Annotated in this window: 27 protein-coding genes; 2 read left to right on the top strand and 25 right to left on the bottom strand. The window is 55.4% G+C overall.

What is annotated here, in order from left to right:
* Window positions 1-15: 15 nt before the first annotated feature.
* The 24 genes from QEP11_RS01760 to QEP11_RS01875 form a co-directional block, all read right to left on the bottom strand.
* The gene (locus tag QEP11_RS01760; protein WP_284334848.1) at window positions 16-1,377 is read right to left on the bottom strand and encodes a cytochrome c; all 1,362 of its coding nucleotides are present in this window, start codon (window positions 1,375-1,377) and stop codon (window positions 16-18) included.
* Between the two features lie 13 nt (window positions 1,378-1,390).
* A complete protein-coding gene (locus QEP11_RS01765; protein WP_284334849.1) occupies window positions 1,391-3,160 on the bottom strand; it encodes a GMC family oxidoreductase in 1,770 nt (589 codons plus the stop codon).
* Window positions 3,161-3,162: 2 nt separating this feature from the next.
* Window positions 3,163-3,861, bottom strand: a complete 699-nt coding sequence (locus tag QEP11_RS01770) for a gluconate 2-dehydrogenase subunit 3 family protein (RefSeq protein WP_284334851.1) — start codon at window positions 3,859-3,861, stop codon at window positions 3,163-3,165.
* Window positions 3,862-4,394: 533 nt separating this feature from the next.
* The gene (nagZ, locus tag QEP11_RS01775; RefSeq protein ID WP_284334852.1) at window positions 4,395-5,489 is read right to left on the bottom strand and encodes a beta-N-acetylhexosaminidase; all 1,095 of its coding nucleotides are present in this window, start codon (window positions 5,487-5,489) and stop codon (window positions 4,395-4,397) included.
* A gap of 142 nt (window positions 5,490-5,631) precedes the next feature.
* On the bottom strand, window positions 5,632-6,030 hold the full coding sequence (gene acpS / locus QEP11_RS01780) for a holo-ACP synthase (RefSeq protein ID WP_284334853.1): 399 nt from the start codon (window positions 6,028-6,030) through the stop codon (window positions 5,632-5,634).
* A 64-nt stretch (window positions 6,031-6,094) separates the two neighbouring features.
* Window positions 6,095-6,877: a pyridoxine 5'-phosphate synthase gene (locus QEP11_RS01785; protein WP_284334854.1), complete on the bottom strand. Its 783-nt coding sequence runs from the start codon at window positions 6,875-6,877 to the stop codon at window positions 6,095-6,097.
* On the bottom strand, window positions 6,874-7,638 hold the full coding sequence (gene recO, locus QEP11_RS01790; RefSeq protein WP_284334855.1) for a DNA repair protein RecO: 765 nt from the start codon (window positions 7,636-7,638) through the stop codon (window positions 6,874-6,876). The genes QEP11_RS01785 and recO overlap by 4 nt, the downstream gene beginning before the upstream one ends.
* A 158-nt stretch (window positions 7,639-7,796) precedes the next feature.
* Window positions 7,797-8,939 carry a GTPase Era gene (gene era, locus QEP11_RS01795; protein WP_284334856.1) on the bottom strand — a complete coding sequence of 381 codons (1,143 nt, stop codon included), beginning with the start codon at window positions 8,937-8,939 and terminating at the stop codon, window positions 7,797-7,799.
* Window positions 8,936-9,619, bottom strand: a complete 684-nt coding sequence (gene rnc, locus QEP11_RS01800; RefSeq protein ID WP_284334857.1) for a ribonuclease III — start codon at window positions 9,617-9,619, stop codon at window positions 8,936-8,938. Before rnc ends, era begins: the two co-directional genes overlap by 4 nt.
* A complete protein-coding gene (locus QEP11_RS01805; RefSeq protein ID WP_284334858.1) occupies window positions 9,620-9,976 on the bottom strand; it encodes a DUF4845 domain-containing protein in 357 nt (118 codons plus the stop codon).
* A gap of 65 nt (window positions 9,977-10,041) precedes the next feature.
* Window positions 10,042-11,016 carry a signal peptidase I gene (gene lepB / locus QEP11_RS01810; RefSeq protein WP_284334859.1) on the bottom strand — a complete coding sequence of 325 codons (975 nt, stop codon included), beginning with the start codon at window positions 11,014-11,016 and terminating at the stop codon, window positions 10,042-10,044.
* Between the two features lie 14 nt (window positions 11,017-11,030).
* A complete protein-coding gene (lepA, locus tag QEP11_RS01815; RefSeq protein ID WP_284334860.1) occupies window positions 11,031-12,839 on the bottom strand; it encodes a translation elongation factor 4 in 1,809 nt (602 codons plus the stop codon).
* 415 nt (window positions 12,840-13,254) lie between these two features.
* Window positions 13,255-14,766 carry a DegQ family serine endoprotease gene (locus QEP11_RS01820; RefSeq protein ID WP_284334861.1) on the bottom strand — a complete coding sequence of 504 codons (1,512 nt, stop codon included), beginning with the start codon at window positions 14,764-14,766 and terminating at the stop codon, window positions 13,255-13,257.
* A 241-nt stretch (window positions 14,767-15,007) separates the two neighbouring features.
* Window positions 15,008-15,634 (bottom strand): sigma-E factor negative regulatory protein, encoded by a 627-nt coding sequence (locus QEP11_RS01825; protein WP_284334862.1) that lies wholly within the window; start codon window positions 15,632-15,634, stop codon window positions 15,008-15,010.
* 28 nt (window positions 15,635-15,662) lie between these two features.
* Entirely contained in the window at window positions 15,663-16,292 is a 630-nt protein-coding gene (gene rpoE, locus QEP11_RS01830) for an RNA polymerase sigma factor RpoE (RefSeq protein WP_284334863.1), read from the bottom strand.
* Between the two features lie 45 nt (window positions 16,293-16,337).
* Complete coding sequence (locus QEP11_RS01835) at window positions 16,338-16,814, bottom strand: phosphatase PAP2 family protein (RefSeq protein WP_284334864.1); 477 nt, start codon at window positions 16,812-16,814, stop codon at window positions 16,338-16,340.
* A gap of 97 nt (window positions 16,815-16,911) precedes the next feature.
* A complete protein-coding gene (fabF, locus tag QEP11_RS01840) occupies window positions 16,912-18,156 on the bottom strand; it encodes a beta-ketoacyl-ACP synthase II (protein WP_284334865.1) in 1,245 nt (414 codons plus the stop codon).
* Window positions 18,157-18,198: 42 nt separating this feature from the next.
* On the bottom strand, window positions 18,199-18,438 hold the full coding sequence (gene acpP / locus QEP11_RS01845; protein WP_019575021.1) for an acyl carrier protein: 240 nt from the start codon (window positions 18,436-18,438) through the stop codon (window positions 18,199-18,201).
* Window positions 18,439-18,543: 105 nt separating this feature from the next.
* Window positions 18,544-19,281, bottom strand: a complete 738-nt coding sequence (fabG, locus tag QEP11_RS01850; RefSeq protein WP_284334866.1) for a 3-oxoacyl-ACP reductase FabG — start codon at window positions 19,279-19,281, stop codon at window positions 18,544-18,546.
* Window positions 19,278-20,222 (bottom strand): ACP S-malonyltransferase, encoded by a 945-nt coding sequence (fabD, locus tag QEP11_RS01855; RefSeq protein ID WP_284334867.1) that lies wholly within the window; start codon window positions 20,220-20,222, stop codon window positions 19,278-19,280. Before fabD ends, fabG begins: the two co-directional genes overlap by 4 nt.
* Before the next feature lie 74 nt (window positions 20,223-20,296).
* Window positions 20,297-21,274 (bottom strand): beta-ketoacyl-ACP synthase III, encoded by a 978-nt coding sequence (locus QEP11_RS01860; RefSeq protein ID WP_284334868.1) that lies wholly within the window; start codon window positions 21,272-21,274, stop codon window positions 20,297-20,299.
* Window positions 21,275-21,280: 6 nt separating this feature from the next.
* Window positions 21,281-22,333 carry a phosphate acyltransferase PlsX gene (gene plsX / locus QEP11_RS01865; protein ID WP_284334869.1) on the bottom strand — a complete coding sequence of 351 codons (1,053 nt, stop codon included), beginning with the start codon at window positions 22,331-22,333 and terminating at the stop codon, window positions 21,281-21,283.
* 106 nt (window positions 22,334-22,439) lie between these two features.
* On the bottom strand, window positions 22,440-22,622 hold the full coding sequence (gene rpmF / locus QEP11_RS01870) for a 50S ribosomal protein L32 (protein WP_284334870.1): 183 nt from the start codon (window positions 22,620-22,622) through the stop codon (window positions 22,440-22,442).
* Window positions 22,623-22,874: 252 nt separating this feature from the next.
* Window positions 22,875-23,426 (bottom strand): YceD family protein, encoded by a 552-nt coding sequence (locus tag QEP11_RS01875; RefSeq protein ID WP_284334871.1) that lies wholly within the window; start codon window positions 23,424-23,426, stop codon window positions 22,875-22,877.
* 25 nt (window positions 23,427-23,451) lie between these two features.
* On the opposite strand from QEP11_RS01875, the gene QEP11_RS01880 reads away from it, so the two are divergent.
* Window positions 23,452-24,051 carry a Maf family nucleotide pyrophosphatase gene (locus QEP11_RS01880; RefSeq protein ID WP_284334872.1) on the top strand — a complete coding sequence of 200 codons (600 nt, stop codon included), beginning with the start codon at window positions 23,452-23,454 and terminating at the stop codon, window positions 24,049-24,051.
* Window positions 24,048-24,833, top strand: coding sequence for an SAM-dependent methyltransferase (locus QEP11_RS01885; RefSeq protein WP_284334873.1), 786 nt, complete (start codon window positions 24,048-24,050; stop codon window positions 24,831-24,833). The genes QEP11_RS01880 and QEP11_RS01885 overlap by 4 nt, the downstream gene beginning before the upstream one ends.
* A 108-nt stretch (window positions 24,834-24,941) precedes the next feature.
* Here QEP11_RS01885 and QEP11_RS01890 read toward each other — a convergent pair whose 3' ends face one another.
* Window positions 24,942-25,982, bottom strand: coding sequence for a S49 family peptidase (locus QEP11_RS01890; protein ID WP_284334874.1), 1,041 nt, complete (start codon window positions 25,980-25,982; stop codon window positions 24,942-24,944).
* Window positions 25,983-26,021 lie beyond the last annotated feature (39 nt).

Raw genomic sequence — 26,021 nt, forward strand, 5'->3', positions numbered from 1 at the left:
CCTCTGCGCGGGCGCTCAGTACACTGCAGCCTCCACCTTTTGCCGAACTTTCGCCACATCGCTTGCGCTCACTTGCGCCGCTTGGTTGCCCCACCCATTTCGCACGAAAGTAGCCAGTTGAGCCACCTCTTCATCATCCAGGCGATCGGCATAGCCTTGCATCACCAGCCGCATGGGACGGCGATCTGTGCCCGGCGAGGAAGTACCTTGCAAAATGACCGACACCAATGGACTGGAGTCTTTACCCAGGACTATCGCATTGCCCTGTAGTGCAGGGAATATCTCTGGCGCCCCCTTGCCGCTCACAAAATGGCAAGCAGCACAATTGTCGAGATACAAGCGCGCACCCAATGGCATTTCTGGCGAAGCCGCAGTCAGCAGTTGCGCTGTGGACACTCCTGCCTCATTGGCCTGTACAACGGGCGTGCTGCGAGGGCCTGCAGCAGCAACAGCTCCAGGTACGGTCCCGACAGCCTGGCCGTCCACACCTTTCAGAAAGATCGCCATGGCGTTCAGGTCTGCATCACTCATGTACTGTAGCGAATGCTCGACGGCCAGAGCCATTTCGCCATTGGCCGCGGCATGAATATTGCGTCCCGTTCCCAGATAGGCAGCAAGCTCCTCCACGGTCCAGTCCTTGATCGCGGAGTCCTTGCCACGTAAGGCAGGCACATTCCAGCCATCCAACGCACCACCCAGCAAGAAGTACGCGTCGCCCAGACGCTTGCCATTTTGTGCCATGTAAAACGTGCGAGGACTGTGACAGGCCGCGCAGTGGCCCGCACCCTCGACCAGATACTGGCCACGGATTTGCTGCCCATCACCCTTCATGGCCTTGAAACCACTGTCGCCCAGCACAAACCAGTTCCACACCCTCATGCCAGCACGCATGCTGAATGGGAACATCAGCTGCGTCTGCTGCACTTCGTTCTTAACCGGTTTGACCTCTGTCTGGATGTAGTCATAGAGAGCTCGAATGTCGCTTTCGCTCATGAACCGATAGTTCTCATAGGGCATGGCCGGATACAGCCACTGGCCATGCCTGCCCACCCCATCAATCATCGCTGCACGAAACTGGTCTAGTGTCCAATCACCAATTCCCGTCTCCTTGTCCGGGGTGATGTTGGTCACCCAGATGGTGCCCAGAGGGCTCTCAATGCCATGACCACCTGCCAAAGGCTCGCCGCCCTTGGCCGTGTGGCAGGCCATGCAATCGCCGGCACGCATGACATATTCGCCACGACCTGGCTCGGCCTTCCAAGCTGCGGGCAAAACCTCGTTCGCTGGCGTAGGACTGAAAGGTACATAAATCAAGGCCAGCACCACCAGTACTGCCAGGACGATCAACGCAATCACAATGCGGAGGATTTTCTTCATGGTTGACAGCTCCTCAGGCCAGTGGGCGCGGATTTTTCAGATACATGGTGCGGATGGCGTGCAGCGTCCAGTACGCCAGTCCTCCAACCATGCCGGTCGGGTTGTACTGGGTGTTCTGCACAAAGTTGCCCGCTCCAAAGACAAACACGTTGTGTCTGTCCCATGTCTGACAGTAACGGTTCACTACGCCTTCATGCGGCGTAGCAGACATGATGTGTCCTCCTGTGTTGTGCGTGGTTTGATAAGGACGCACATCAAACTGTGCCCCTTGGTTTTTGAAGCCTGACTGCATCAGATCGGGCTTCATGGCCGCCCCCACCTCTTCTGCCTTGAGTTTCTGGTACTGGGTCATCTTCAGGTCGTTTTCCTGCCAGTTGAAGGTCATGCGCATCAATGGACGACCATGAGGATCTTTGTAGGTGGGGTCTAGGTCCAAGTGATTGACGCGATAGGACATGTGCGAGCCATGCGTACCGATCGACATGGCATGGCCATACCATTCACCCACTGCCTTCTTCCACCCTGCACCCCAGCTTGGTGTGCCCTGGGGCAGAGGCATGGAGCGGATGGGCTGACCATTCGTGGTACCGACACGCCAATACGCACCACCAATAAAGCCCAACTTGCCAAAGTCGTTCTGGTTGATACCGAAGTCGTCAATGCAAATACCGTTGGAGCCGTGACCAATGAAGGGGTTGAAGTTCTCGCCCTTGTAGAACAAGGTCACGCCGCCATTCATCTGGTAGGCGTAGTTTTTGCCCGTGACACCCTTGTTGGTCTTGGGATCGTAGGGCTCGCCAATGCCCGAGATCAGCAGCAAGTGCACATTGTTCAGCTGATAGGACGACAAAATCACCAGATCAGCAGGCTGAAAAACCTCTTCTTGCTTGATGGCATCGAAATAAGTCACTCCGGTGGCAGTCTTGCCATCTGGCGAACTTTCCACACGCAGCACTTCAGCATTGGTGCGGTATTCAAAGTTCGGCTTGCGCCTGAGGGCATCCAGCACTGCGGTCTGGGGGGATGACTTGGAGTACTGGTAACAGCCAAAGCGCTCACAGAATCCACAGAAATTGCAAGGAGCCATCTGCATGCCATAGGGATTCACGTAGGACGTGGAAGCTATAGCCGCCGGTGCAGGAAAAGTGTGATAGCCCATCGACTTGGCCACGGCATCAAACTTGGTCGAGTCATACGTCACAGGCAATGGCGGCATGGGGTAATCTTTGGAGCGCCAGCCCTCAAAGGGATTGCCACCAGCTTGGATTTGCCCTTTGATATTGCCGGCCTTGCCAGAGACGCCAGCGACCTCGTCAAACCGGGTAAAAAAGGGCTCCAGTTCGTCATAAGTCACCGGGTAGTCCATGAGGTTCATGCCCTCAGGAATGATGGACTCACCCCATCGCTCCTTCACATACGAGCGCAATTGAATTTCCTCGGGTTGTGGCCGCCAAAGCAAACCATTCCAGTGCGTCCCTGCACCACCCACCCCATTGGCAGGCAAAAAGGAGCCCATTGCGCGATAGGGCAAAGCAATTTCGCTGTCGTTGCGGCGCACCGTCACGGTCTGCTGGCGCGGGTGCTGCATGTTCTTCAAGCGCACTGCATAGGTCAGCTCGTCAATCTGATTGGGATACTTGAACTCAGGTACGGTGTTCTGATCACCGCCGCGCTCCAGTGCAACAATCTCCAGTCCCTCTGCGGCCAGCTCCATCCCTGCAATCGAGCCTGTCCAGCCCAGACCAACAATCACCACATCTTTTTTCTTTGCTATGCGTGCCATGGTTACGCCCTTTCACCTTTGATGGATACAGGGCCCAGCGGGTACTTCCTGTTGTGCTGATCCACCCATTCCATATAGCTTGCGCGTGCGCCAGGGAAACCGATGTACGTCCAAGACTGCATACCCAAATTGCCACCATGCTGTGGGTCTGCAAAGTAGCCCTCCTTGGTATTGGTCAGCAAGGTGGTAAAAAATATGCTCAGCTCCGCATCAAGCTTGATTTCACCTTTTTGCAAAGCGGTCAACGCGGTATCTTGTTCCTCGGGCGCAAGGTCTACAAAGTTCTTGCTCCAACGTGACTGGCACGCAGCGTTGAACGCGGGAATGGCTTTGCGGTACAACTGCGCGGGATTGAGCGGGGTTTGCCAGCCTCTATCGGCTGCCGCCTCCGGCGCATGCGGCCCTGCCATATACCAAATCTCGGCGCTGCCGTAGTAACCCTTGAGCTGGCGATCAATGAACACCGGAACATGCGCCTCGAGCGCGCCGGGCCCATCCCCTTCCGAAGGAATGAGGCGTGCCACAGCAGCCATCACGAAAGCCCACTCCTCGGGGTTGAAGTATTCAGGCTGATACTGCGCCAGCTGTACCGGCGTTTCCCTGCCGTTGGCATGGAACGCCATCGCCACACCTGTTAGTGCCACGCCAGCACCTGAAGCCAGCAGAAATGCTCTGCGGCTTGGAGGGGAAGAATTTGTCATTTTTTTCCTTCATCGTGTCAAGTGATCCAGACACTCCCCTGACGAACGCATGTGCACATGCGTCGAGCCCTCTCATGTGTGATGACACTGTTGTGGCCTGGGTTGCTTTGCGCATCCGCACAAGCAGGTTGCGTGCAGCAACTGCAGCCAACAAGTTGTGGCCTTTCAGGGAGCACATACCTTGAGTTGATGAATAGCATTTCCCTAACACCAAGCGGAAGGTATTAAGAAAACTCTACTCCTCCCCAGTCATTTGTCCAAGTACGACAGAGACAGTTGCGTCGATTTGCTCCATGCACATTTGGCATCACACGATGCGCAACTGCTCACTCAGGCACCTCGATACCCATCTAAAGCTATCGACCAAGCCTCAAAGACAATGTGCATTACAAGATCACCGCGAACAGGCAGTGAGGACAGCCCAAAACACCCGCCAGCCATTCACGGCGCCAGCACTTGGCTACAACAAAAAAAACGCCAACCCACCGCGCAGGTAGGTTGGCGGAAATCTAAGCCCCGGGCCATGCATTGGGCTATGGCAATAAATTCAGCGCTTGCAGATATGCAGGTTGCAGCATCAACTCATCCCAAGGTTGAGGGACAGTCTCTGGCAGCAGTGAAACGCGGCGAGATTCGCTGTCCGCATCTGGTGCCCAGCGGCCCGTGCGCAATGCGTCGTCCATGCCGTCCAGAAGTTCATCCACATGCTCACCCAAGCCCAGACTTTGGTTGCACAGCAGCACCATGTCACAACCTGCTTGCAACGCACGCAATGCCGCTTCGGTGTAGCTGATGATCTTGCCATCCACTCGGCGCGCTGCTTCCATGCTCAGGTCATCGCTGAAGATTGCTCCGTCATAACGCAGTTGGCCACGCAAAATGTCTTGAAGCCAGACTCTGGAAAAACCAGCAGGCAGCGCATCTACCTTCGGATAGATGACATGCGCAGGCATCACTGCTGTCAGCACGCTGGAGAGCCAAGGGTATGGTGCAGCATCTTCGGACAGGATTTTCTTGAGCTTGCGTTTGTCCACAGGCATGTCCACGTGCGAATCGGCTTTCACATGACCGTGTCCGGGAAAATGCTTGCCACAATTACCTATACCCGCTTGCAACAGCCCATGCATCAGGCTCTTGGCAAGTGTTGCAACCACACGCGGGTCACGGTGGAAGCTGCGGTCTCCAATCACCGAACTTTCGCCATAGTCCAGATCCAGCACGGGCGTGAAGCTGAAATCCACACCACAGGCACGCAGCTCAGAGCCCAGCACATAACCCGCAGCGGTGGCTGCATTCATGGCTCGCATGGCTCCGCTGCCTTTGCGGCGCTTTTTACCTTTGCCGTCATCCATCCACATTTCACCAAAGGCGCGCATGGGTGGAATGTGCGTGAAACCATCGGTTTTGAAGCGCTGAACACGCCCGCCTTCGTGGTCCACACAAATCAGCAAATCATCTTTCACAGCCTTGATGTCTGCACACAGTTGCACCAATTGATCGCGGCTTTCCCAGTTACGTGCGAACAAAATGATGCCCCCTACCATTGGGTGCGCAAGACGATCACGATCCGTATCGGTCAGTGATTTGCCAGCGATGTCGATGATGAGAGGCGCATGGGATACGGTCATGATGGAGTGTTCCTTTTTGCGGGATGCGAAGCACCTCCCGCAATGCTGCAAAAGTTGAAGTATGAGGTCTGCACATGACGCACAACCGCATGAGTTGCGCACAAATCACAGAATTTGGTATCTGTGGCCTATCTTGGCTACTTTAGCTGTCCGAGCGTTCCACCACACAAAAGCTGGCAGCGTATTCGCTTTCGTCTGTCATGGTGATATGCACCCGCAAGTTCTTGGCCTCGAACCATTCCTTCATGGCGCCATGCAACAAGATGGTAGGCTGGCCACTGCTCAGATTTGCTATCTCGCAGTTGCGCCACGTCATAGGCATTCTCATGCCCAAACCCACGGCTTTGCTGAAAGCCTCTTTTGCAGAAAAACGGGTTGCCAGATATTTGATTCCACGATCGGGCCATCGCGCACTGCGAGCACGCCAAACCTGAAGCTCATGCTCGGTCAGCACCTTTTCTGCAAAACGGTCGCCGTGCCGGTCCAGGCTTTCCCGAATGCGTCGGATGTCGCAGATATCCGTCCCAATGCCGTAGATCATGGTCATCGCCCTCTGTACGTCAACGTTGATGCTCAGACGCCTGAAATCGCTACCGCAACTCGCCTCATGAGCGCTGCAACATGCCTTGATCGATACACACTTGGTAAGCCCGGACAGTCGCTACATAACCAAGCTCCAGCGCGTCGGCAATCAAGGCGTGTCCAATAGAAACCTCTGCAACACCTGGCACCTGCGCCACAAAAGCAGCCAGATTGTCACGATTCAGATCGTGCCCCGCATTCACTTGCAGGCCTGCATCCAATGCAGCTTGCGCTGCCTTGGCATAGCTGCTCAGTTGCAGCGCTTGCTCTGGTGTGCCCCATGCGGCTGCGTAAGGCTCGGTATACAGCTCCACTCGGTCAGCACCCGCAGCTTTCGCAGCCTCCATCTGCTCAGGTACGGGATCCATGAACAAGCTCACGCGTACGCCCAAGGCTTTGCACTCGGCAATCAATGGCTGCAGGCGCTCAGCGTCCTGGGGAAAGTTCCAGCCATGGTCACTGGTGAACTGGTCTTCGCTGTCTGGCACAAATGTGGCCTGGTGCGGACGCACATCACGGATGAACTGCATCAGATTCTGCGTGGGATTGCCTTCGATGTTGAACTCGGCGTTCGGCCAAGCCTTCATCAACTCTGCCAGCTCGTACACATCAGTGGAACGGATATGACGCTCATCCGGTCGAGGATGAATGGTGATGCCCTGTGCGCCAGCGTCCAGGCACAGCTGCGCCGCACGCGTGACCGAGGGGATGCCAAGGTGACGCGTATTGCGCAGCAGCGCCACTTTGTTGACGTTCACGGACAACGCCGTACGCAGAGCCGAGCAGGAAGAAGTTAAAGCAGTCATAGCGTTTGCAAATCCATCATCAGTTGCCGCGTGCGCAGCACTGGGCTGCCGCAATGGTATTGCAGCAAATGTCTCAACTGGGGCTTCAAGGCCGATGCAACGACAGCACAGGCACGCACGCTGGCTGGATAAGCGCCTTCGCCTTGAGACAAGGCATGCTGCAGCTGACTCCATTGCTGGCCGCTCAGCGCCGCACGATCACTGGACAAGGCCGGGCGCAAGCCCATTTCAGCAACCAGCACATAGAGAGTCTCAGGCTGCAAAGGTTGCAACGTCAGTGTTTCTTCCCCCAGGCTAGGCAACAGCCCCAGCTCACGCAGCAAAATCAGCTCAAAAGCACGCAACACGGGCTCAATCACCTCTTCCTGTTGCGTAGCCAGCAGCTTCACCACGGCCCCATATACATCGAACAGATAGGCGTAAGGGTCATCGCGCGCCAGCAGGCGCATCAACAACTCATTGAGATACATGCCAGTGAGCAAATTGTTGCCCATGGGCATGATGTGTCCGCCTGCCCACTCAGCCCCTTTGAGCACATGAATGTCGGCATTACCGTCGCCCGAAAGCGTGTAGCTCACTTTCAGCGGCTGCAAAGCCAGCAGCACCGGCCTGAAATTGGAAGTGTGCTTTTTCGCGCCCTTGGCCACCAGCGCCACACGCCCACGATGGCGCGTGAACACCTCCAGAATCAGACTGGATTCACTCCAGTCGTAGCGGTGCAGGATAAAGGCGGGCTCTTCACCCACACGTTTGGCGGCCATAGGTTTGAAAAAGACAAAAAGGCCTCAGTGAGAGCTTTCAAAAAAATCACGAGGTTGGAAGTGTCGCACAGCGGCTACGAGACGCGGCGTAAGGTCACAGACAGGCAGCGCCACGCCAAGACCTTGCAACAAAGTATCGGCAACGCTAGGCGGCACCTTTATTCGTAGCCGAAAGATTTGACACGCGCTTCATCATCTGCCCAACCAGACTTGACCTTCACCCACACTTCCAGAAACACCTTGGCGTCAAACAGTTTTTCCATCTCCTGGCGCGCTTCCATGGAGATGCGCTTGAGCCGCTCACCACCTTGGCCAATCACCATGGCCTTGTGACCATCGCGCTCCACCACAATTGTCGCTGCCACACGCATGAAACGCTTGTGTACCTTGCTGGACTCTTCCACAAACTTGTCGATCACCACGGTCGAGGTGTAAGGCAGTTCATCGCCCGTAAATCGGAACAGCTTTTCGCGCACGATTTCGGCAGCCATGAAGTTTTCACTGCGGTCGGTCAACTCGTCTTCTGCGTAGAACCAGGGCTGCTCGGGCAGGTACTTGGCACAGATACCAAAAAGACGCTCAATATCATCACGCTTCTTGGCCGACATGGGCACAAACTCGGCAAAAGGATGGCGCTCCTGCATGCTCTTGAGCCAAGGCGCAATTTCATGGCGACGGCCCACCATGTCCAGCTTGTTGGCAATCAGCAACGTGGGGATACCGGGTTTGAACAGGCTCAGCACCTTGGCATCGGCCAGAGTGAAGCTACCCGCCTCCACCACATACAAGATCAAATCCACATCGGTGATAGCGCCCATCACTGTTTTGTTCAGCGACTTGTTCAACGCTGTGGAGTGCTTGGTCTGGAACCCTGGGGTATCCACAAAGATGAACTGCGTCTCTTCCTTGGTGCGAATGCCGGTGATGCGGTGGCGAGTGGTTTGAGACTTGCGTGAAGTGATGGAGACTTTCTGGCCCACCAGCGCATTCATCAGTGTGGACTTGCCCACATTGGGCTTTCCAACAATCGCAATCAGACCACAACGCTGTTCCTCAGGCGCATACACACGCACGGGCTCCGCTGCCTCAGCAGCCTTTTGAGCTTCAATTTCTGCTGCACGCGCGACCAGCGAAGGTGTTGCGCCAGGTTTGGCGGCAGCCAGCATGGCATCGAGCTCGGCCATTGTCTGGCCTGCAGGAGTTACTTCAGGGAAGGAAGCAACAGCTTTGCTACTTTTTTGGCCTTTAGCGCTTGCAGCGCCTTCGGTGCTAGCTACTTTTTTCTTCGCAGCATCGGTCATGGGTGTTTCTCTTTCAAAAGAGCCAGCATGGCGCTGGCAGCAGCTTGTTCGCCGGCACGGCGCGATGCGCCCTTACCTTTTGCGCCCAGCTTGAGTTCGGTAATCATGCAGGCCACTTCAAAGGTCTGCTTGTGGGCTGCGCCCGTAATCGCCACCACGCTGTATTGTGGCAAATGCATGCGCTTGCCTTGCAGCCACTCCTGCAGCGCAGTCTTGGGATCTTTTTCTGCCGCACGCATATGAGGGTTGATGTCCACCCCGTCAAACAGATGGTGCACCAATTTTTCGCCAGCCGCAAAGCCAGCATCCAGGTATACAGCACCCAAAATCGCTTCGACGGCGTCAGCCAGAATGGAGGGACGGTTTTTTCCACCCGATTTGGCTTCCCCTTCCCCCAGCCGCAGCAACTCTGGCAACTGCAGCTTGAGCGCAATTTGATGGAGCGTGCCTTCTTTAACCAGATTGGAGCGTACGCGTGAGAGATCACCTTCGGGCAAATCTCGCAGGCGCTGATACAGCAGGCTGGAGATAGCCAGGCTGAGCACAGAGTCACCCAGGAACTCCAGGCGCTCATTGTTGTCTGCCGAAAAGCTGCGGTGCGTCAGCGCACGTTGGAGCAAAGCAGGATTTTGAAATTGGTACTGCAGCGTATGCTGCAGATCATGCAGGGTGATTGGCACCTAGTTGGTCTGATGTGTAAAACGATAAACAAGGTAGGCTGGGCCTACCAGCGGAATGGAACGCTCATACTCAAAGGACACCACCACTTTCTCATTGACTTTGGTGACATCCAAATCGCTGCCGGTAATGGTCTTGATGTCGTCAATTTGCGCAGCCCGGTCAAACGCTGTGCGCACCTCAGACACCGTGGAGCCTTCATTGGCCGCTTTATGCGCGGCCTTCACAGCAGCTTGATACTCCAAGAGGATGGGGACTGATTGTCCGCCAATCGCAAAAACCGCGACGGCCAACACAGCAATCACGACAAATCCAATGAAAGACAAGCCCCTTTGGCTGCTGCGAGATGTGCAACGCATGATTTCCCTCTCCTCATATGAAAAATGGCCGCTGAAAGCGGCCATTCGATCTAGGCGTAACGCCTTTAGTTGAAGCTACCGATGCGTTTGAGATTACCGAAATTCATCCAAACGAAAAAGGCCTTTCCGACAATGTTTTCTTCTGGAACAAACCCCCAATAGCGCGAATCCAGCGAATTGTCACGGTTATCGCCCATCGCAAAGTAATGCCCCTCAGGTACCTTGCATGTCACACCTTCCACGGTGTATGTGCAGTTTTCACGGAATGGAAATTCAGAGGCCCCCTGCACAAATGCAGGCATGCCTTGGGTGTTGAGCAGCTTGTGCGGCTTATCGCCCAGTTTCTCTTCAAACTGAGAGAAATAGCGCATGGCATCGGTGTCGAAGAAATCAGGCAAGTCGGTGGTAGGCACCTCCTGGCCGTTGATTGTCAATCGCTTGTTCAAATAGGCCACGGTATCGCCAGGCACACCCACCACGCGCTTGATGTAGTCCAGCGTAGGCTGTGGTGGGTAGCGGAACACCATGACGTCGCCGCGCTGCGGCGCATTACCCTGCGTCACCTTGGTATTGAGCACAGGTAGACGCACGCCATAGGTGAACTTGTTCACCAGGATCAGGTCCCCCACCATCAACGTTGGAATCATTGAGCCCGAAGGAATCTTGAAGGGTTCAAACAAAAACGAACGCAGCACAAACACCACGAACAGCACTGGGAACAGGCCCGCAGTCCAATCCAGCCACCAGGGCTGCTTGAGGATCCGGGTCTCACCTTCGCTGGTGTTCACCATGTCGTGACTCAGACCTTGGCGCTCCAGCTGCTCACGTCGGGCTGCGGCCTCCGCATTCAAGCGTGCGGCCTCCTTCTTGCGCTTGGGCCAGAAGTAAAAGCGCTCAGCCAGCCAATAGATGCCAGTGACAAAAGTTGCCAGAAACATCAACAAGGCAAAATTGCCTTCAATGGCGCCGGTATACCAGGCACCGATGTAGCCTACAAAAGCGGCCAAGATGACCGCAGTGATCCATTGCATGGCTTGCATGGTAACCCTCGTTATTAGTCTTCGACTTGCAGGATGGCCAGGAACGCTTCTTGCGGCACTTCCACCGAGCCGATCTGCTTCATGCGCTTCTTGCCCGCCTTTTGCTTTTCCAGCAATTTGCGCTTACGGGTGATATCACCGCCGTAGCATTTGGCCAGCACGTTTTTACGCAAGGCTTTGACGGTTTCACGCGCAATGATGTTGGCACCAATGGCAGCCTGAATAGCCACGTCAAACATCTGTCGGCTGATGATTTCGCGCATCTTTGCCACCACGGCACGGCCACGGTACGTAGCTTGTGAGCGGTGCACGATGATGGACAAGGCATCGACCTTTTCACCATTGAGCAAGATATCGACCTTGACCACGTCAGAGGCACGGTACTCCAGAAACTCATAGTCCATGGAGGCATAGCCGCGCGAGACCGACTTGAGCTTGTCAAAGAAGTCCAGCACGATTTCACCCAGTGGCATCTCATAGGTCAGCATGACCTGACGACCGTGGTACTGCATATTCATCTGCACGCCGCGCTTTTGGTTGGCCAGTGTCATCACCGGCCCCACGTAGTCTTGCGGCATGTACAGATGCACCGTGACGATGGGCTCGCGAATCTCCTCTATGCGGCCGATATCGGGCATCTTCGAGGGGTTCTCCACGTCAATGACTTCACCATCACCCTTGACCACCTTGTACACCACGCTTGGCGCAGTCGTGATCAGGTCCTGATCAAACTCACGCTCCAAGCGCTCTTGCACGATTTCCATGTGCAGCAGGCCCAGGAAGCCGCAGCGGAAGCCAAAGCCCAGCGCTTGCGACACTTCCGGCTCGAACTGCAAAGCTGCATCGTTGAGTTGGAGCTTTTCCAGCGCATCCCGCAGCTGGTCATACTCCGATGCTTCGGTCGGATACAGGCCAGCAAACACCTGGGGCTTGACTTCCTTGAAACCAGGCAACGGTGCCGAAGCAGGTCCCAGGTTGTTAGGCAGCTTCTTTTCCAGAGTGATGGTGTCGCCGACCTTGGCAGCCTTGAGCTCCTTGATACCGGCAATGATGTAACCCACCTCACCCGCCTTCAGCGAGTCACGAGGCGAGTTCGCAGGGGTGAACACCCCAACCTGATTAGCTTCGTAGGCTGCGCCGGTGGCCATCATCTTGAAACGCTCGTTTTTCTTGAGCTCGCCATCCACCACACGCACCAGCATCACCACCCCTACATAGGGGTCAAACCAGCTGTCCACGATCATGGCGCGCAGCGGTGCATCAGGCTTACCCTTGGGTGGCGGCACCTTGGCCACAATCGCCTCCAAAATGTCATCAATGCCCATGCCGGTTTTGGCCGAGCAAGGAATGGCATCGCTGGCATCAATACCGATCACATCCTCAATCTCTGCCTTGGCATTGTCAGGATCGGCCTGGGGCAAATCCATCTTGTTCAAGACAGCAAACACTTCCACGCCTAAATCCAGCGCGGTGTAGCAGTTAGCCACTGTCTGGGCTTCCACGCCTTGGGAAGCATCCACCACCAGCAGGCCGCCTTCGCAGGCAGACAACGAGCGTGAGACTTCATAGGAAAAGTCAACGTGACCAGGGGTATCGATCAAATTGAGGTTATAGACATTGCCATCCTTGGCCTTGTATTGCAGCGCTGCCGTCTGCGCCTTGATGGTGATGCCACGCTCTTTCTCGATATCCATCGAGTCCAGCACCTGCGCCTCCATCTCACGCTCGGCGAGGCCTCCGCAACGCTGGATCAGTCGGTCCGCCAGGGTCGACTTGCCATGGTCAATATGCGCAATGATGGAAAAATTTCGAATGTGCTTCATCAACGATAAGCGTTTGTAATTAAAGGGGAAAGCGTGTTAGAGGCAAGAAAAAAGGGCGCGTCCTACAGTGACGCGCCCTGAACCAACAATCTCTGGCAACTGCGATTGCTTGGACGACCGATTGTAGGCAAAACCGCCCAAAAACCAAGCATCCATTTGCTATGACTCGGGCATTGTTTGCAGCCACAAAATCACTTAACAACAAGTTATCCACAATCAACTGTAGGTTCACAGTCATCCAACTCAGCGCCGAACCGTACTGTGTTTGCACAGCACATCCCCCGCTGGTGTCAGCCCGTGACTGCGCTCATTAAGCGGGCATTCTACCCAAGCACCTCCGCAAAACGAGCGGTCATCGCAGTAGGTCATTCCTACACAAGGATTAACACTTGCGTAGGAAGACCAATCTCAAGCTTTACTTGGTATTGGGACGGATGAGAACGTACTGCGTCCATTCCCCTCTGCGCACCAGCAAATTCACTGGTTTGCTCTTGTCTGCCTTGGACCAAGCTGACTCAAAGCCCTTGACGTTAGGGACTTCGTTGTTGGCTACTGCGAGCACGACATCCCCCTCTCGCAGGCCCGCACGCGCAGCAGCATCCGTTGCCGAAAGCACACGAACACCGCCTTTGATCCCCAAGGACTTCTTCTGCGCTTCAGTCAGTTCACCCACAACCAAACCAAGCTGTTTGGCTGTAGCCGTGGCAGAAGAGCCTGATTTGGCATCTGCCTTAGCTACCACCTCATCAGGCTCCACCTCAGCAACCACAATGCTCAAATCACGGTTCTGACCACGGCGGAAAACCGTGATTGCGCTCTTGGTACCGGGTTTGGTATTGCCAACCAGACGTGGCAGATCGGCGACCTTGTCGATGGCTTTGCCATCGTATTTCACGATGATATCGCCTGCCTCAATCCCTGCCTTGGCGGCTGGAGAGTCGGGTTCCACCGCAGAAACCAGCGCACCCTTCGCGGCTCCCAATCCAATGGACTCAGCAACTTCCTTGGTCACCTGACCAATTTGCACGCCAATGCGGCCTCGCGTGACCTTGCCAGTCGCGCGCAACTGGTCACTCACCCGCACCGCCTCATCAATGGGAATCGCAAAAGAAATGCCCATGAAACCGCCGGAGCGCGAGTAAATCTGGCTGTTGATACCTACCACCTCGCCACGCATATTCAGCAAAGGGCCACCAGAATTGCCTGGATTGATTGCCACATCTGTCTGGATGAAAGGCAGATAGTCCCCCGTATCACGCTGCTTGGCCGAGACGATACCTGCCGTCACCGAGTTTTCCAGTCCAAACGGAGAGCCGATTGCCATGACCCACTCACCAACCTTGAGATTGTTCACATCCCCAATCTTTACAGCTGGCAGGCCCTTTCCATCAATCTTCACCACGGCCACATCGGTGCGCTTGTCCGAGCCAATGATCTTGGCCTTGAACTCACGCTTGTCGGTCAGTGTCACGATGACTTCGCTAGCACCTTCCACCACATGCGCATTCGTCATCACGTAGCCGTCAGTGCTCAAAATGAAACCAGAGCCCACGCCACTGGGACGCTCTTCACCTTCATCATCAGGCTGCTGTGGATTGCCTTGTCTCGGGATATTTGGAACAGGCAAGCCAAAGCGCCTGAAGAACTCCAGCATATCCTCGTCCATCCCAGCCATAGGTGAGGATTGACGGGATATTTTCTCGGTGGTCCTGATGTTCACCACCGCAGGTCCCACCGCATCCACCAACTGCGTGAAGTCGGGCAACCCTGTCACCATAGGAGCTGTGGGGACCGCCGTCGCTTGGGCATGTGCAACTGGCAGCCAACGCTGTGCGGCATCACTCCAACCCACTGTTGCTGCAGCTCCTACCGCAACCCCTATTGCCAGCACTGTGGCGTGCAGGGGTTTGAATTGCATTGAAGGCATTTTTTTCATCCTTTCCAAAATCACAGTCTGCGCCATGCGCAGCTACATCTTCAGAAAAACGAACCGCGATTTGGTTCCCCAGTTTATGTATGACTTGCGAGCGAATGACTGTACAACGCAAACAAAAAAAGAGCGCATTCTGTGCGCTCTTTCTTCTCTTTGGCATATTTCTGCGCTGATCCCTTCAACCATTTACCCCAAAAGCGTTTGCCTTTGAATGGAGAAATCAACTGAGAACAAGCTACTTCACCGCTCGTGCACTGCTACGCGCCTCTTCAAAGCTGGCGTTGCGCAAAAAATCTGCGGGAGTCTGCAGCGAGGCACGGCTGGCATACTGCTGGTGGTTCGCCAACAATGCATCCAAGCGTGGATCGCGCAACACATCACCATTTTCGGTGGCTACCAACACTGGCACACCCATTGCACCTTCGTTGCGGGCCAACTGTGCGCCTTGCCCTCCCACAGGTGTGGTTGCCATCAGATTCCAGCCCAGAGCAGCAACAGCTGCCACGGTTGCAAAGCTTGCAGCGACCTTCCAGCGAAATACAGAACTATTGGCGGCAGGATCACGCAATGCCACAACTGGCGACTGCGCCATACCAGCAGCCACTTGCTGCAGTTGCGAAGACTGCAGTTGCAAAGGTGGCTCTTTGGCCAGTTGTTCACGCAAACCCGAGAGCAAATTGTGCTGACTGTGATGCGCCAGATCAGGCGAGCGCAGCACATCACCCACCAAATGGTAAAGCTCCCAACTGGCGCAGCCTTCCGCACTTTCGGCACACGCCAAGGCCTGCTCCAGCTCTTGGCCATGCAGCTCACCATCCACCAAAGCGGACAGCAATTCCTTGTTCATCTGTTGTTCCATCATGGTGTCACCTACTCGTGTCCTGTTTCCATCACCAACGCTTACCACCTTGACGTTCTAGCAGGGGCTTAACGCGCGTCGATATCGCTTCTCGGGCGCGGAAAATGCGAGAACGTACTGTACCAATCGGACAATTCATCGCCAACGCAATCTCTTCGTAACTCAAACCTTCGATTTCACGCAGCGTGACTGCTTGGCGCAAATCTTCCGGCAAAGCTTCCATGGCTGCATTCACGGCTGCGGCAATTTCTTGGGCTGCCAGCACCGTCTCGGGTGTTTCGTCACTGATTGGTTCGTTGCGAGGACGGAAAGTTTCATCCTCGTCATCGGAAATGTGTAACGCACTCTCAAACACCACAGGATCACGTCGCATTTCGACCAAGGATTTCTTCGCCGTATTCACCGCAATGCGGTAGAGCCACGTATAGAACTGAGCCTCCCCACGAAACTGATGCAATGCCCTGTACGCACGCAAGAATGTCTCTTGCGCAATGTCTTGCACCAAGTCCGGGTCACGCACCATCCGAGCAATGAGCCGCTCAATACGACGCTGGTATTTGATAACCAGCAACTCATAAGCCCGCTGATCACCGGCGACGGTGCGTTCGACCAATTGCAGATCGCTGTCGGAGGAAGAAGGTAGCGCAGGGGCAGATGTCATGAATGCGAAGTAACGCGGTGGCACCAACCAAGGACAGCTTCACACTCAAGAAGTTTTAGAAACTGCACCAACTTGTGTTGGATAGACTGATGAATATACCGCACGCCGCATATCCTGCCATTGATGCGGTGCCGAATCCCGTTGCAGCACAAACCGCTGACGGCGCAGTTGCTGATCTTCCAGAGTAATCACCAGCAACCACTGCATGTCCAGAACAATCACTGGGCCGCCATGCAGTACACATTGCTGCATACCGTTCTCCCATGCCCAGCACTGCCCATTCCAGCGTAAAGAGCCTAGCGGCATGCTGCGCAGCGCCCGCCAACTCCATAATCCGCACAGCAGCCACATCGCCACTGACAAAGCCACACGCAGCCACAACGCCGTACCAAAGCCGGCGCCTTGCCACCACCACAGCATCAGCACAACGGCATTGAAGCCCATAAACAGCCGCCACAACCGTTGCAAGCTAGGTATGTGCTGCAAGGGATAGGCCACAGGCAGGCTATGACGTCGCTGCATACGCATCACCCGCAAAAAACAAAACCCGCTCTCTGCAGACACAGGAAGCGGGTAGTCGCGGCACTGAAGAAAAGCCAAGCCCTTCTTCAAGCATGGCTTAGATTCGCTTGAAAATCAGCGAGCCGTTGGTACCACCAAAGCCGAAGTTATTTTTCAAGGCCACATCAATCTTGGCGTCACGTGCAACATTGGCACAGTAGTCCAGATCGCAATCAGGATCCTGATTCAACAGGTTGATGGTCGGAGGAATTTTCTGGTCATGGATTGCCATGATCGTGAAAATACTCTCAATACCGCCAGCACCTCCCAGCAAGTGCCCGGTCATGGACTTGGTCGAGCTCACGACTGTTTTGTATGCAGCATCGCCCAGCGCAGCCTTGATCGCATTGCTTTCGTTCTTGTCACCCAGCGGGGTGGAAGTGCCGTGTGCATTCAGATAATTGATCTGGTCTGGGTTCACGCCCGCATTACGCATTGCATTCAACATGGCGCGGCGTGGGCCGTCCATATTGGGTGCGGTCATATGACCAGCGTCAGCGCTCATGCCGTAACCACCCAGCTCTGCATAAATCTTGGCTCCACGCGCCTTGGCATGCTCGTACTCTTCCAGCACCAACACACCGGCACCTTCGCCCAGCACAAAACCATCACGGTCTTTGTCCCAGGGGCGCGAAGCAGCCTTGGGGTCATCGTTGCGCGTGGACAAAGCACGCATGGCTGCAAAACCTCCGATGCCCAATGGGGAAACGGTTGACTCAGCGCCCCCGGCGACGACGATGTCGGCGTCACCGTATTCGATCATGCGCCCTGCTTCACCGATGCAGTGCAAACCGGTGGTACAAGCAGTCACAACCGAGAGGTTCGGACCCTTGAAGCCATGGCGCATGGAAACGTGACCAGCCACCATATTGATGATGGAAGCGGGCACGAAAAATGGAGTAATGCGGCGTGGACCGCGGTTGGACAGCTCGATCTGGGTGTTCTCGATCAGGGGCAAGCCCCCGATACCAGACCCGATCACGCAACCGATGCGGGTAGCAAGGTCATCGGACAAGGCTTCACCCGTAGGCAAGCCTGCGTCCTTGACCGCTTGTTCCGCTGCCGCAATGCCATAGTGAATGAAGGTATCCATAGTGCGCGCATCTTTGGCGCTCATATAGTCCTCCACGTTGAATCCCTTGACTTCACCTGCAATCTGGCAGGAAAAGTTCGAGGCATCAAACTTGGTGATGCGGTCAATGCCGGACTGGCCGGCCAAAAGATTGGCCCAGGCATCAGCAACCGTGTTACCCACGGGGCTAATACATCCCAGGCCGGTCACGACAACGCGACGACGGCTCATGCGTTCAAACCTTATTCTTATCGCTCGGTGCGTAAAGACCTATTAGGCCTTGTGGTGGGTATTGGCGTAGTCGATGGCGTTTTGCACCGTCGTGATCTTTTCAGCATCTTCATCGGGGATTTCGATGCCGAATTCATCTTCCAGGGCCATCACCAGTTCGACCGTGTCCAGGGAGTCTGCGCCCAGGTCAGCCACGAAGGCCTTTTCGTTGGTTACTTGAGACTCTTCAACGCCGAGTTGTTCAGCAATGATTTTTTTGACACGTGCTTCGATATCGCTCATGGTTTCCCTCAGGGGGTTGTGAATGAACCCGCGATTCTAGCCGCTTCAGAGAATTTCCCTTCAGTCGGCCTGCCGTCGCGAGGAAACGGCATAACTTTCTTTAATTTACATGTACATGCCGCCATTGACATGCAACTCGTGACCGGTAATGTAACCAGCTCCTTCCGAAGCCAGAAAAGCCACGGCGTTGGCAATGTCGGCGGGCTTGCCCAGGTGCCCCAAAGGGATCTGCGAGGCCAAAGCTTTTTTCTGTTCTTCCGGCAGCTCTGCTGTCATATCTGTAGCAATAAAGCCTGGAGCCACACAGTTTACGGTAATACCCCGGCTCCCCAATTCACGTGCCAGTGCACGGCTCATACCTGCCACACCTGCCTTGGCAGCAGCATAGTTGGCCTGACCAGGATTACCCATGGCGCCCACAACGCTGGTGACGCTGATGATGCGGCCAAAGCGCTGCTTCATCATCGGACGAATAGCCGCACGACTGAGTCGGAAAACGGCCTGCAAATTCGTGTCAATGACGGCAGACCAATCATCGTCCTTCATGCGCATGGCCAGCGTGTCGCGGGTGATGCCTGCATTGTTCACAAGCACATGCAATGCGCCGTTGGTCTTGAGAATGTCGTCCAGCAATGCGTCAACACCTGCTGCATCGTTCACATTCAGGTTCACACCACGCCCACCATGGGCAGCCAGAGTTTCACCAATGCGTGCAGCACCTGCGTCCGTAGTAGCGGTACCAATCACGGTGTAACCACGCTGAGCCAGTTCCAGCGCAATAGCAGCACCAATGCCACGCGATGCGCCAGTCACCAGCGCTACTTGTTTGTTTTGTTCGGTCATGCGAGCAATTCTTTCACTTCAGCCAGGGTGGCTGGGTCATACAGTGGAGCCCCCACCAAGTCCGCATCTATGCGCTTGGTCATACCAGCCAGAACCTTGCCAGGGCCGCACTCTACCAAATGCGTGATGCCACGCGCCTTCATGGCCTGCACACATTCCACCCAGCGTACGGGGCCAAATGCTTGACGATACAGTGCATCGCGGATAGCAGCAGCCTCGGTTTTAACCGCCACATCGATGTTATTGATGACAGGAATCTGAGGCACCCCCAACTCCAGAGCGTCCAAAGCCAGCTTGAGCTTTTCTGCCGCAGGCTTCATCAAGCTGGAATGAAAAGGCGCCGACACAGGCAATGGCAACGCACGCTTGGCACCAGCTTCCTTGACCGCGACACTGGCAGCCTCTACAGCAGCTTTGGAGCCAGCAATCACTGTTTGACCTGGATCATTAAAGTTCACCGCTTCCACCACTTCGGCGCCACCCATCTGAGCAGTCACTGCAGCACAAACTTCCTTGACCTTTTCAGAGGACAAACCCAATACGGCGGCCATGGCACCAACGCCCACGGGCACAGCCTCTTGCATGGCTGCTGCACGCAGACGCACCAAGGGAGCGGCTTGCGCCAGAGTCAACACACCAGCGGCAACCAGCGCAGAGTATTCGCCCAAGGAATGACCGGCCAAGGCTTCAGGTGCAGCACCACCTTCGGCCTGCCACACACGCCAAGCAGCAACACCAGCCACGAGCATGACGGGCTGAGTGTTGGTGGTCAGCGCCAAATCTTCCTTGGGGCCGTTCTTGATCAGCGCACCGATGTCTTCCCCCAAAGCATCAGAAGCTTCTTGAAGCGTCTGCTTCACTACGGGGTAATCACCCCAAGCGTCCAACATCCCAACAGACTGGGAACCCTGCCCTGGAAAGACGAATGCGAATTTTTTCATATGACGGTCACTCGTTATTAGTCAAAAGCTCTCTGATGCTATGAACTATGAAGAAAGCATCAGCAACAACAACTTTATAAAGTCAGCAGTACTGCGCCCCAGGTAAAGCCGCCACCCACGCCTTCAAGCATGAGGGTCTGCCCCTTTTGAATCTGACCGCTGCGTACGCCATGATCCAGCGCCAACGGAATGGAGGCAGCCGAGGTATTGCCGTGCTGGTCCACCGTCACAATGACCTTATCCATGGACAGTTTCAGCTTTCTGGCTGTGCTTTGCATGATGCGGATATTGGCCTGATGGGGAATCAGCCAGTCGATATTGGCTTCCGTTTTCCCAGCCTTCTCCAACGCAGCATGGGCTGCTTTCTCCAGCACGCCCACAGCCAGCTTGAACACCGCTTGCCCATCCATGGTCAGCAAAGGACTACCCAAGACCTGACCACCAGAAACGTTGCCCGGGACGCACAAGATATCGACATGCTTGCCATCTGCATGCAGATCGGAGGCCAAAATACCGGGCTCTTCCGAGGCCTCCAGCACCACAGCACCCGCACCATCACCAAACAGCACGCAGGTCGTGCGATCGTTGAAGTCGAGAATGCGGCTAAATACTTCCGCGCCCACCACCAAAGCACGGCTCGCAGCGCCAGAGCGGATCATGGAGTCTGCCACCGTCAATGCATAGACAAAACCGCTGCACACCGCCTGCACATCAAACGCAGGGCAGCCATTGGCACCGAGCTTGTTCTGCAGAATGCAGGCTGTAGAGGGAAACACCATATCGGGCGTCGATGTCGCCACGATGATCAAATCGATGTCCTGGGCGGTCAGGCCGGCAGCTTCAATCGCTTGACGCGAGGCTTCCAGCGCCAAGTCACTGCTGGACGTATCGGCATCTGCAAAGTGGCGCGCCTCAATGCCAGTGCGCTCCACAATCCATTCATGCGAAGTTTCAATGCCGCGCTCTGCCAGTTGCGCTGCCAGATCTTGATTAGTCAGTCGGCGCTCAGGCAGATAGCTGCCCGTGCCGGTAATGCGTGCATAGCGTGTCATGTAGTCTCAGGCTGCCGCAGTGCCGCTGGTTGAATCACTGTCAGCGGCTTCCAAAATAGTGGATGCCTGAGTGACCCGCCCCTGCACACGGTCAAGAAGGTTGTTTCGGGCTGCATCATAAGCGCGGTTGAGCGCATGTTCATAACCAGACCGGTCTGCCGATCCGTGGCTCTTGAAAACCAAACCACGCAGACCCAGCAGGGCAGCGCCGTTGTAGCGACGATGGTCCATTCGTTTCATCAGTGCTTTGAGCACTGGATACGCCATGATGGCAGCAAGTTTGGTGAAGATATTGCGTTTGAACTCTTTTTTCAAGCCGCCGACAATCATTGCAGCCACGCCTTCTGAAGCTTTCAAAGCAACATTGCCGACAAAACCATCGCAGACCACGATGTCCACGCCGCCCTTGAAAATATCATTACCTTCTACATTGCCGATGAAATGAATGGCATTGGAGTCTGCTGCCTGACGCAGCAATTCTCCTGTGCGCTTGATCACTTCATTGCCTTTGATGGCTTCTTCACCAATATTGAGCAAACCTACTGATGGCTCAGTATTTTTGGCATCCAAAGAGGTTACCAATGCAGAGCCCATCACTGCAAATTGCAGCAAGTGCTCAGGCAGGCAATCCACATTGGCCCCAAGATCCAACACCGTGGTTGCACCACCTTGGTCATTGGGCATCTGGGTGGCAATTGCAGGACGATCAATGCCATCCATCGTTTTGAGCAAATAGCGCGAGACCGCCATCAAGGCACCGGTATTACCTGCTGAGACCGCCACATGAGCCTTTCCGTCCTTGACCTGCTGAATGGCCACGCGCATGGAAGAGTCCTTCTTGCGGCGCAACGCGACTTCAACAGGATCATCCATGGTTACCACTTCCGAGCACTGCACGATTTCAGCGCGCTCGTGGGCCTGCCATGTTGTGAAAGCCTCGGGAAGACCTACCAGCAACAAACGGGCATCTGGATGGGTGGAAAGAAATTGGCGGCACGCAGGAAACGTGACGCTGGGGCCATGGTCGCCCCCCATGCAATCGACTGCCAGTGTGATCATGAATGACTTACCGGTCCGCTGCAGACCAAGTGGAGGATACGCAGCATTAAAAAACAAAAGCCCGAGCTACAAGTAGCTTCGGGCCTTTAAACAAGTTGAAGCCTTATTAAGCTTCAGACTTGTTCTTCAGCACTTGGCGGCCACGGTACACGCCGTTAGGGCTGATGTGGTGGCGCAGGTGCACTTCACCAGTGGTAGCTTCCACAGCGATACCAGGCACATTCAGTGCATTGTGCGAACGGTGCATGCCGCGCTTGGAAGGGGACTTTTTGTTTTGCTGAACAGCCATGATGGCTCCTGAGTCTGAAAAGGGTTGGTGAAAAACGCGATCAGCCCATTAAAGACACGAGGGGGTTTCGCGCGAAGCCCCCGATTATAACTCAAACCCTCAGGACCATCGTCAAGCACCCCCACAGTTCGAAGGAATGGATAAATTTCCCAAGGAAAAACGCATCTTTTAGGGTTGGCGCACAGCAGCTCGCACTACATGCACCATTCAAGAACCGCCCTAAGGCGGCTAGCGCTGACCACAAAGTGGATATCAGTCTTGACCTGCATTTTTACGCAGCCCGGCCAACACTGCAAACGGATTGGTTTTATCCGTATTTGCCTGCTCAAAGTCTTCATCGCTCGAAGCCATAGGCATCACTTCCGGGCATTCGTCGTGCATCGGCACCAACGGCAGCTCCATCAGCAACTCGTCCTCCAGCAACTGCCGCAGGTTGAAATCCTTGCTCAGAGCCAACAAATCCTCTTCCGCCTCATCATCCAAGGCTTCGGCTGTTGCCTCATCTTTCACAAAGCGAAAAGAGCGATCCACCTGCAGGCTCACATGCGCCACGCCCAGACAACGCTGACAGATCATGGGCACCTGCGCATCTGCCTCCAGATGCAACCACAAATGACCGGGGCCAGCAGTTTCAGCCACATGTTCGCCTTCTGCATACCAAGACACTTCCAGCCCCTCCACCATTGCCTGTGCTTCCTGGGCCAAACGTTCAAATGCAGATAGTGGATCGCGACCTTCCAGCACCGCGCTTGCCTTGGCAAATGCAGCCACATCAAGGTGATCCAGTGAATATTCCTTGCTCATGCTGGCAGTGTAAGAGAATCCAAGCATGTCTGAATCTCACACCCCACAGCGCCCCTTGATTTTGGGGTCTACCTCCCGCTACCGCCGCGAATTGGTGGAGCGACTGAATATCCCATTCGCCTGCGTAGCTCCCGACGTGGACGAAACACCTTTGGCTGGAGAGGCGCCTGGTGCGCTGGCACTGCGCCTGGCATTAGCCAAAGCCCATGCCGTTGCCAAGCTACACCCTCACGCCATTGTGATTGGCTCGGACCAGGTTTCGGATTTGAATGGCCAGCCCATGGGCAAACCCCTTGTGCATGAGCGTGCCGTAGAAATGCTGCGCTCCATGCGCGGCCAAACCGTGATGTTTCACACCGCAGTCGCTGTAGTCTGCTTGGAATCTGGTTTTGAGCAAAGTGACGTCGCCGTCATCCAAACCGTGTTCCGCGACCTCAGCAACGATGAAATCGAACGCTATCTGCGCGCCGAGCAGCCTTATGACTGCGCAGGTAGTGCAAAAAGCGAAGGACTGGGCATCAGCTTGCTGGATGCCATCCACAGCGACGACCCTACAGCCCTGATTGGCCTGCCCATGATTCGCACCTGCCGCATGGTGCGCGCTGCCGGGATTCAACTGCCATGACTCCCCTCACCTCTCCAAAGGGTAAGCTGTATCTGGTACCCGCACCACTGGACTTTGGCTGCGCTACCCAGTCACCCATCACCGATGTACTACCCGAACTGACACTACGCACTGCAGCTGGTTTGCAACACTGGGTCTGCGAGAACGCCAAAAGCGCCCGCGCTTACCTCAAACGTATCAGCGAGCATTTCCCTTTGGCTGTACCCATGCAGCAACAAAACCTCCAGGAGCTGCCGCGAGAAGCCCATAAAAAAGGCGACCATGGCGGCAAAGGCGGCGCCGTGTTTGATGCCAAGGCCTTGCTCGCACCAGCGCTGGCAGGCCACGACATGGGGCTGGTCAGCGAGGCTGGCATGCCCGCGGTGGCGGATCCCGGAAGTTCTATTGTGCGTGCAGCCCACGATGCAGGCATCACCGTCATTCCCCTGGTTGGGCCCGCATCACTACTCATGACATTGGCTGCCAGCGGCCTCAATGGTCAGAACTTTGCCTTTGTAGGCTATTTACCGCAGGATGCTGGCCAACGCGTGCAACGCATCAAAGAGCTCGAGCAATTGGCCCTGCGCCACAATCAGGCACAGCTGTTTATAGAGACGCCTTACCGCAACCAGGCGCTATGGCAGGCTTTACTTGCCACCGTGCAAGCCAGCACACGCATCGCCATGGCCAGCGGCCTCACCCTGGAAACCGCCAACATCCAAAGCCGTAGCGCCAAAGAGTGGAAAAAGTTGGGCTCCGAACCTGACAATCGCACTCCCGTCGTGTTTGCCATCGGCCAATGAGCTGCCATGTAAAAAGCGCTTTACGCCAGACCGCCTCCCTTCCATCAAACAATGTTTGCCAGCAGTGGCGATCAGCGCAAAGCGCTTTTTTTTGCGAAAACGTAAAGCTTATCGGATCGCTGGCATCATGCCGCGCATCGCATCCACAGCGCCACCACCGATGGCAGCACCGAAACGCTTGGCAAAACGCTCTGCAATATTCTCGCTGCGGGTGTAATCAATCAGCTCTTCGGCCTTCACGATGTCCCGCGCCACATAATCCAAAGTACCCAGCTTATCGGCCAAACCCAGCTCGACCGCTTGCTGGCCTGTCCAAAACAGGCCGCTGAAGGTATCTTCGTTTTCTTTCAAACGATCACCCCGCCCTGCACGTACCACCTCAATAAATTGCGTGTGAATCTGATCAAGCATGGTTTGCGCATGAGCACGCTGGCTCTCTTCAAGTGGACTAAAGGGATCCAACATCCCCTTGTTGCTGCCGGCTGTGAGCAAGCGGCGCTCCACCCCCACCTTGTCCATCGCCTCGGTAAAGCCAAAACCATCCATGAGCACACCAATGCTGCCCACAATGCTGGCCTTGTCGACAAAAATCTCATCCGCTGCCGCTGCAATATAGTAGGCCGCAGAGGCACAAGTTTCCTCAACAACAGCATAAATCGGCTTGCTGTGCTGCGCTTTCAATCGCACGATTTCATCATTGATCATGCCAGCCTGCACCGGGCTGCCTCCGGGCGAGTTGATCAGCAACACCAAGGCGCGCGAGCCAGGGTCTTCCATGGCGCTGCGCATGGCAGCAATCACAAACTCAGCACTGGCATTGGCATCACTGGCGATTGGCCCCTTGATATTCACCACTGCCGTGTGCGGGCCGCTCATGGAAGTTGCGGTCGTGTCGCGCCCCATCCACCAAAAGCCCAGCACAAACAAGATCACCCAGAGAAAGCGCCAAAAAATGCGCCAGCGGCGTGCCGCACGTTGCTCATTCACAGTGGCAAAAACCAGGCGCTCCAGAACGTCGCGCTCCCAACCAGCCACTCCCGGCTTGGCATGGGGCTGCGCGCCCGAGGCAGCGCGAGCCCACAGGTCTTGGCCTGGCAGCGGTTCGGACGAGGCAGCGCCCTCGTTTTCAGACGTGGAATGGGGATTCATGGACAAGCTCTACTCTCTCAAAATCAAGCCAATGCGCGC

Source organism: Comamonas halotolerans (assembly GCF_030162935.1).
Classification (GTDB): Bacteria; Pseudomonadota; Gammaproteobacteria; order Burkholderiales; family Burkholderiaceae_C; genus Comamonas; species Comamonas halotolerans.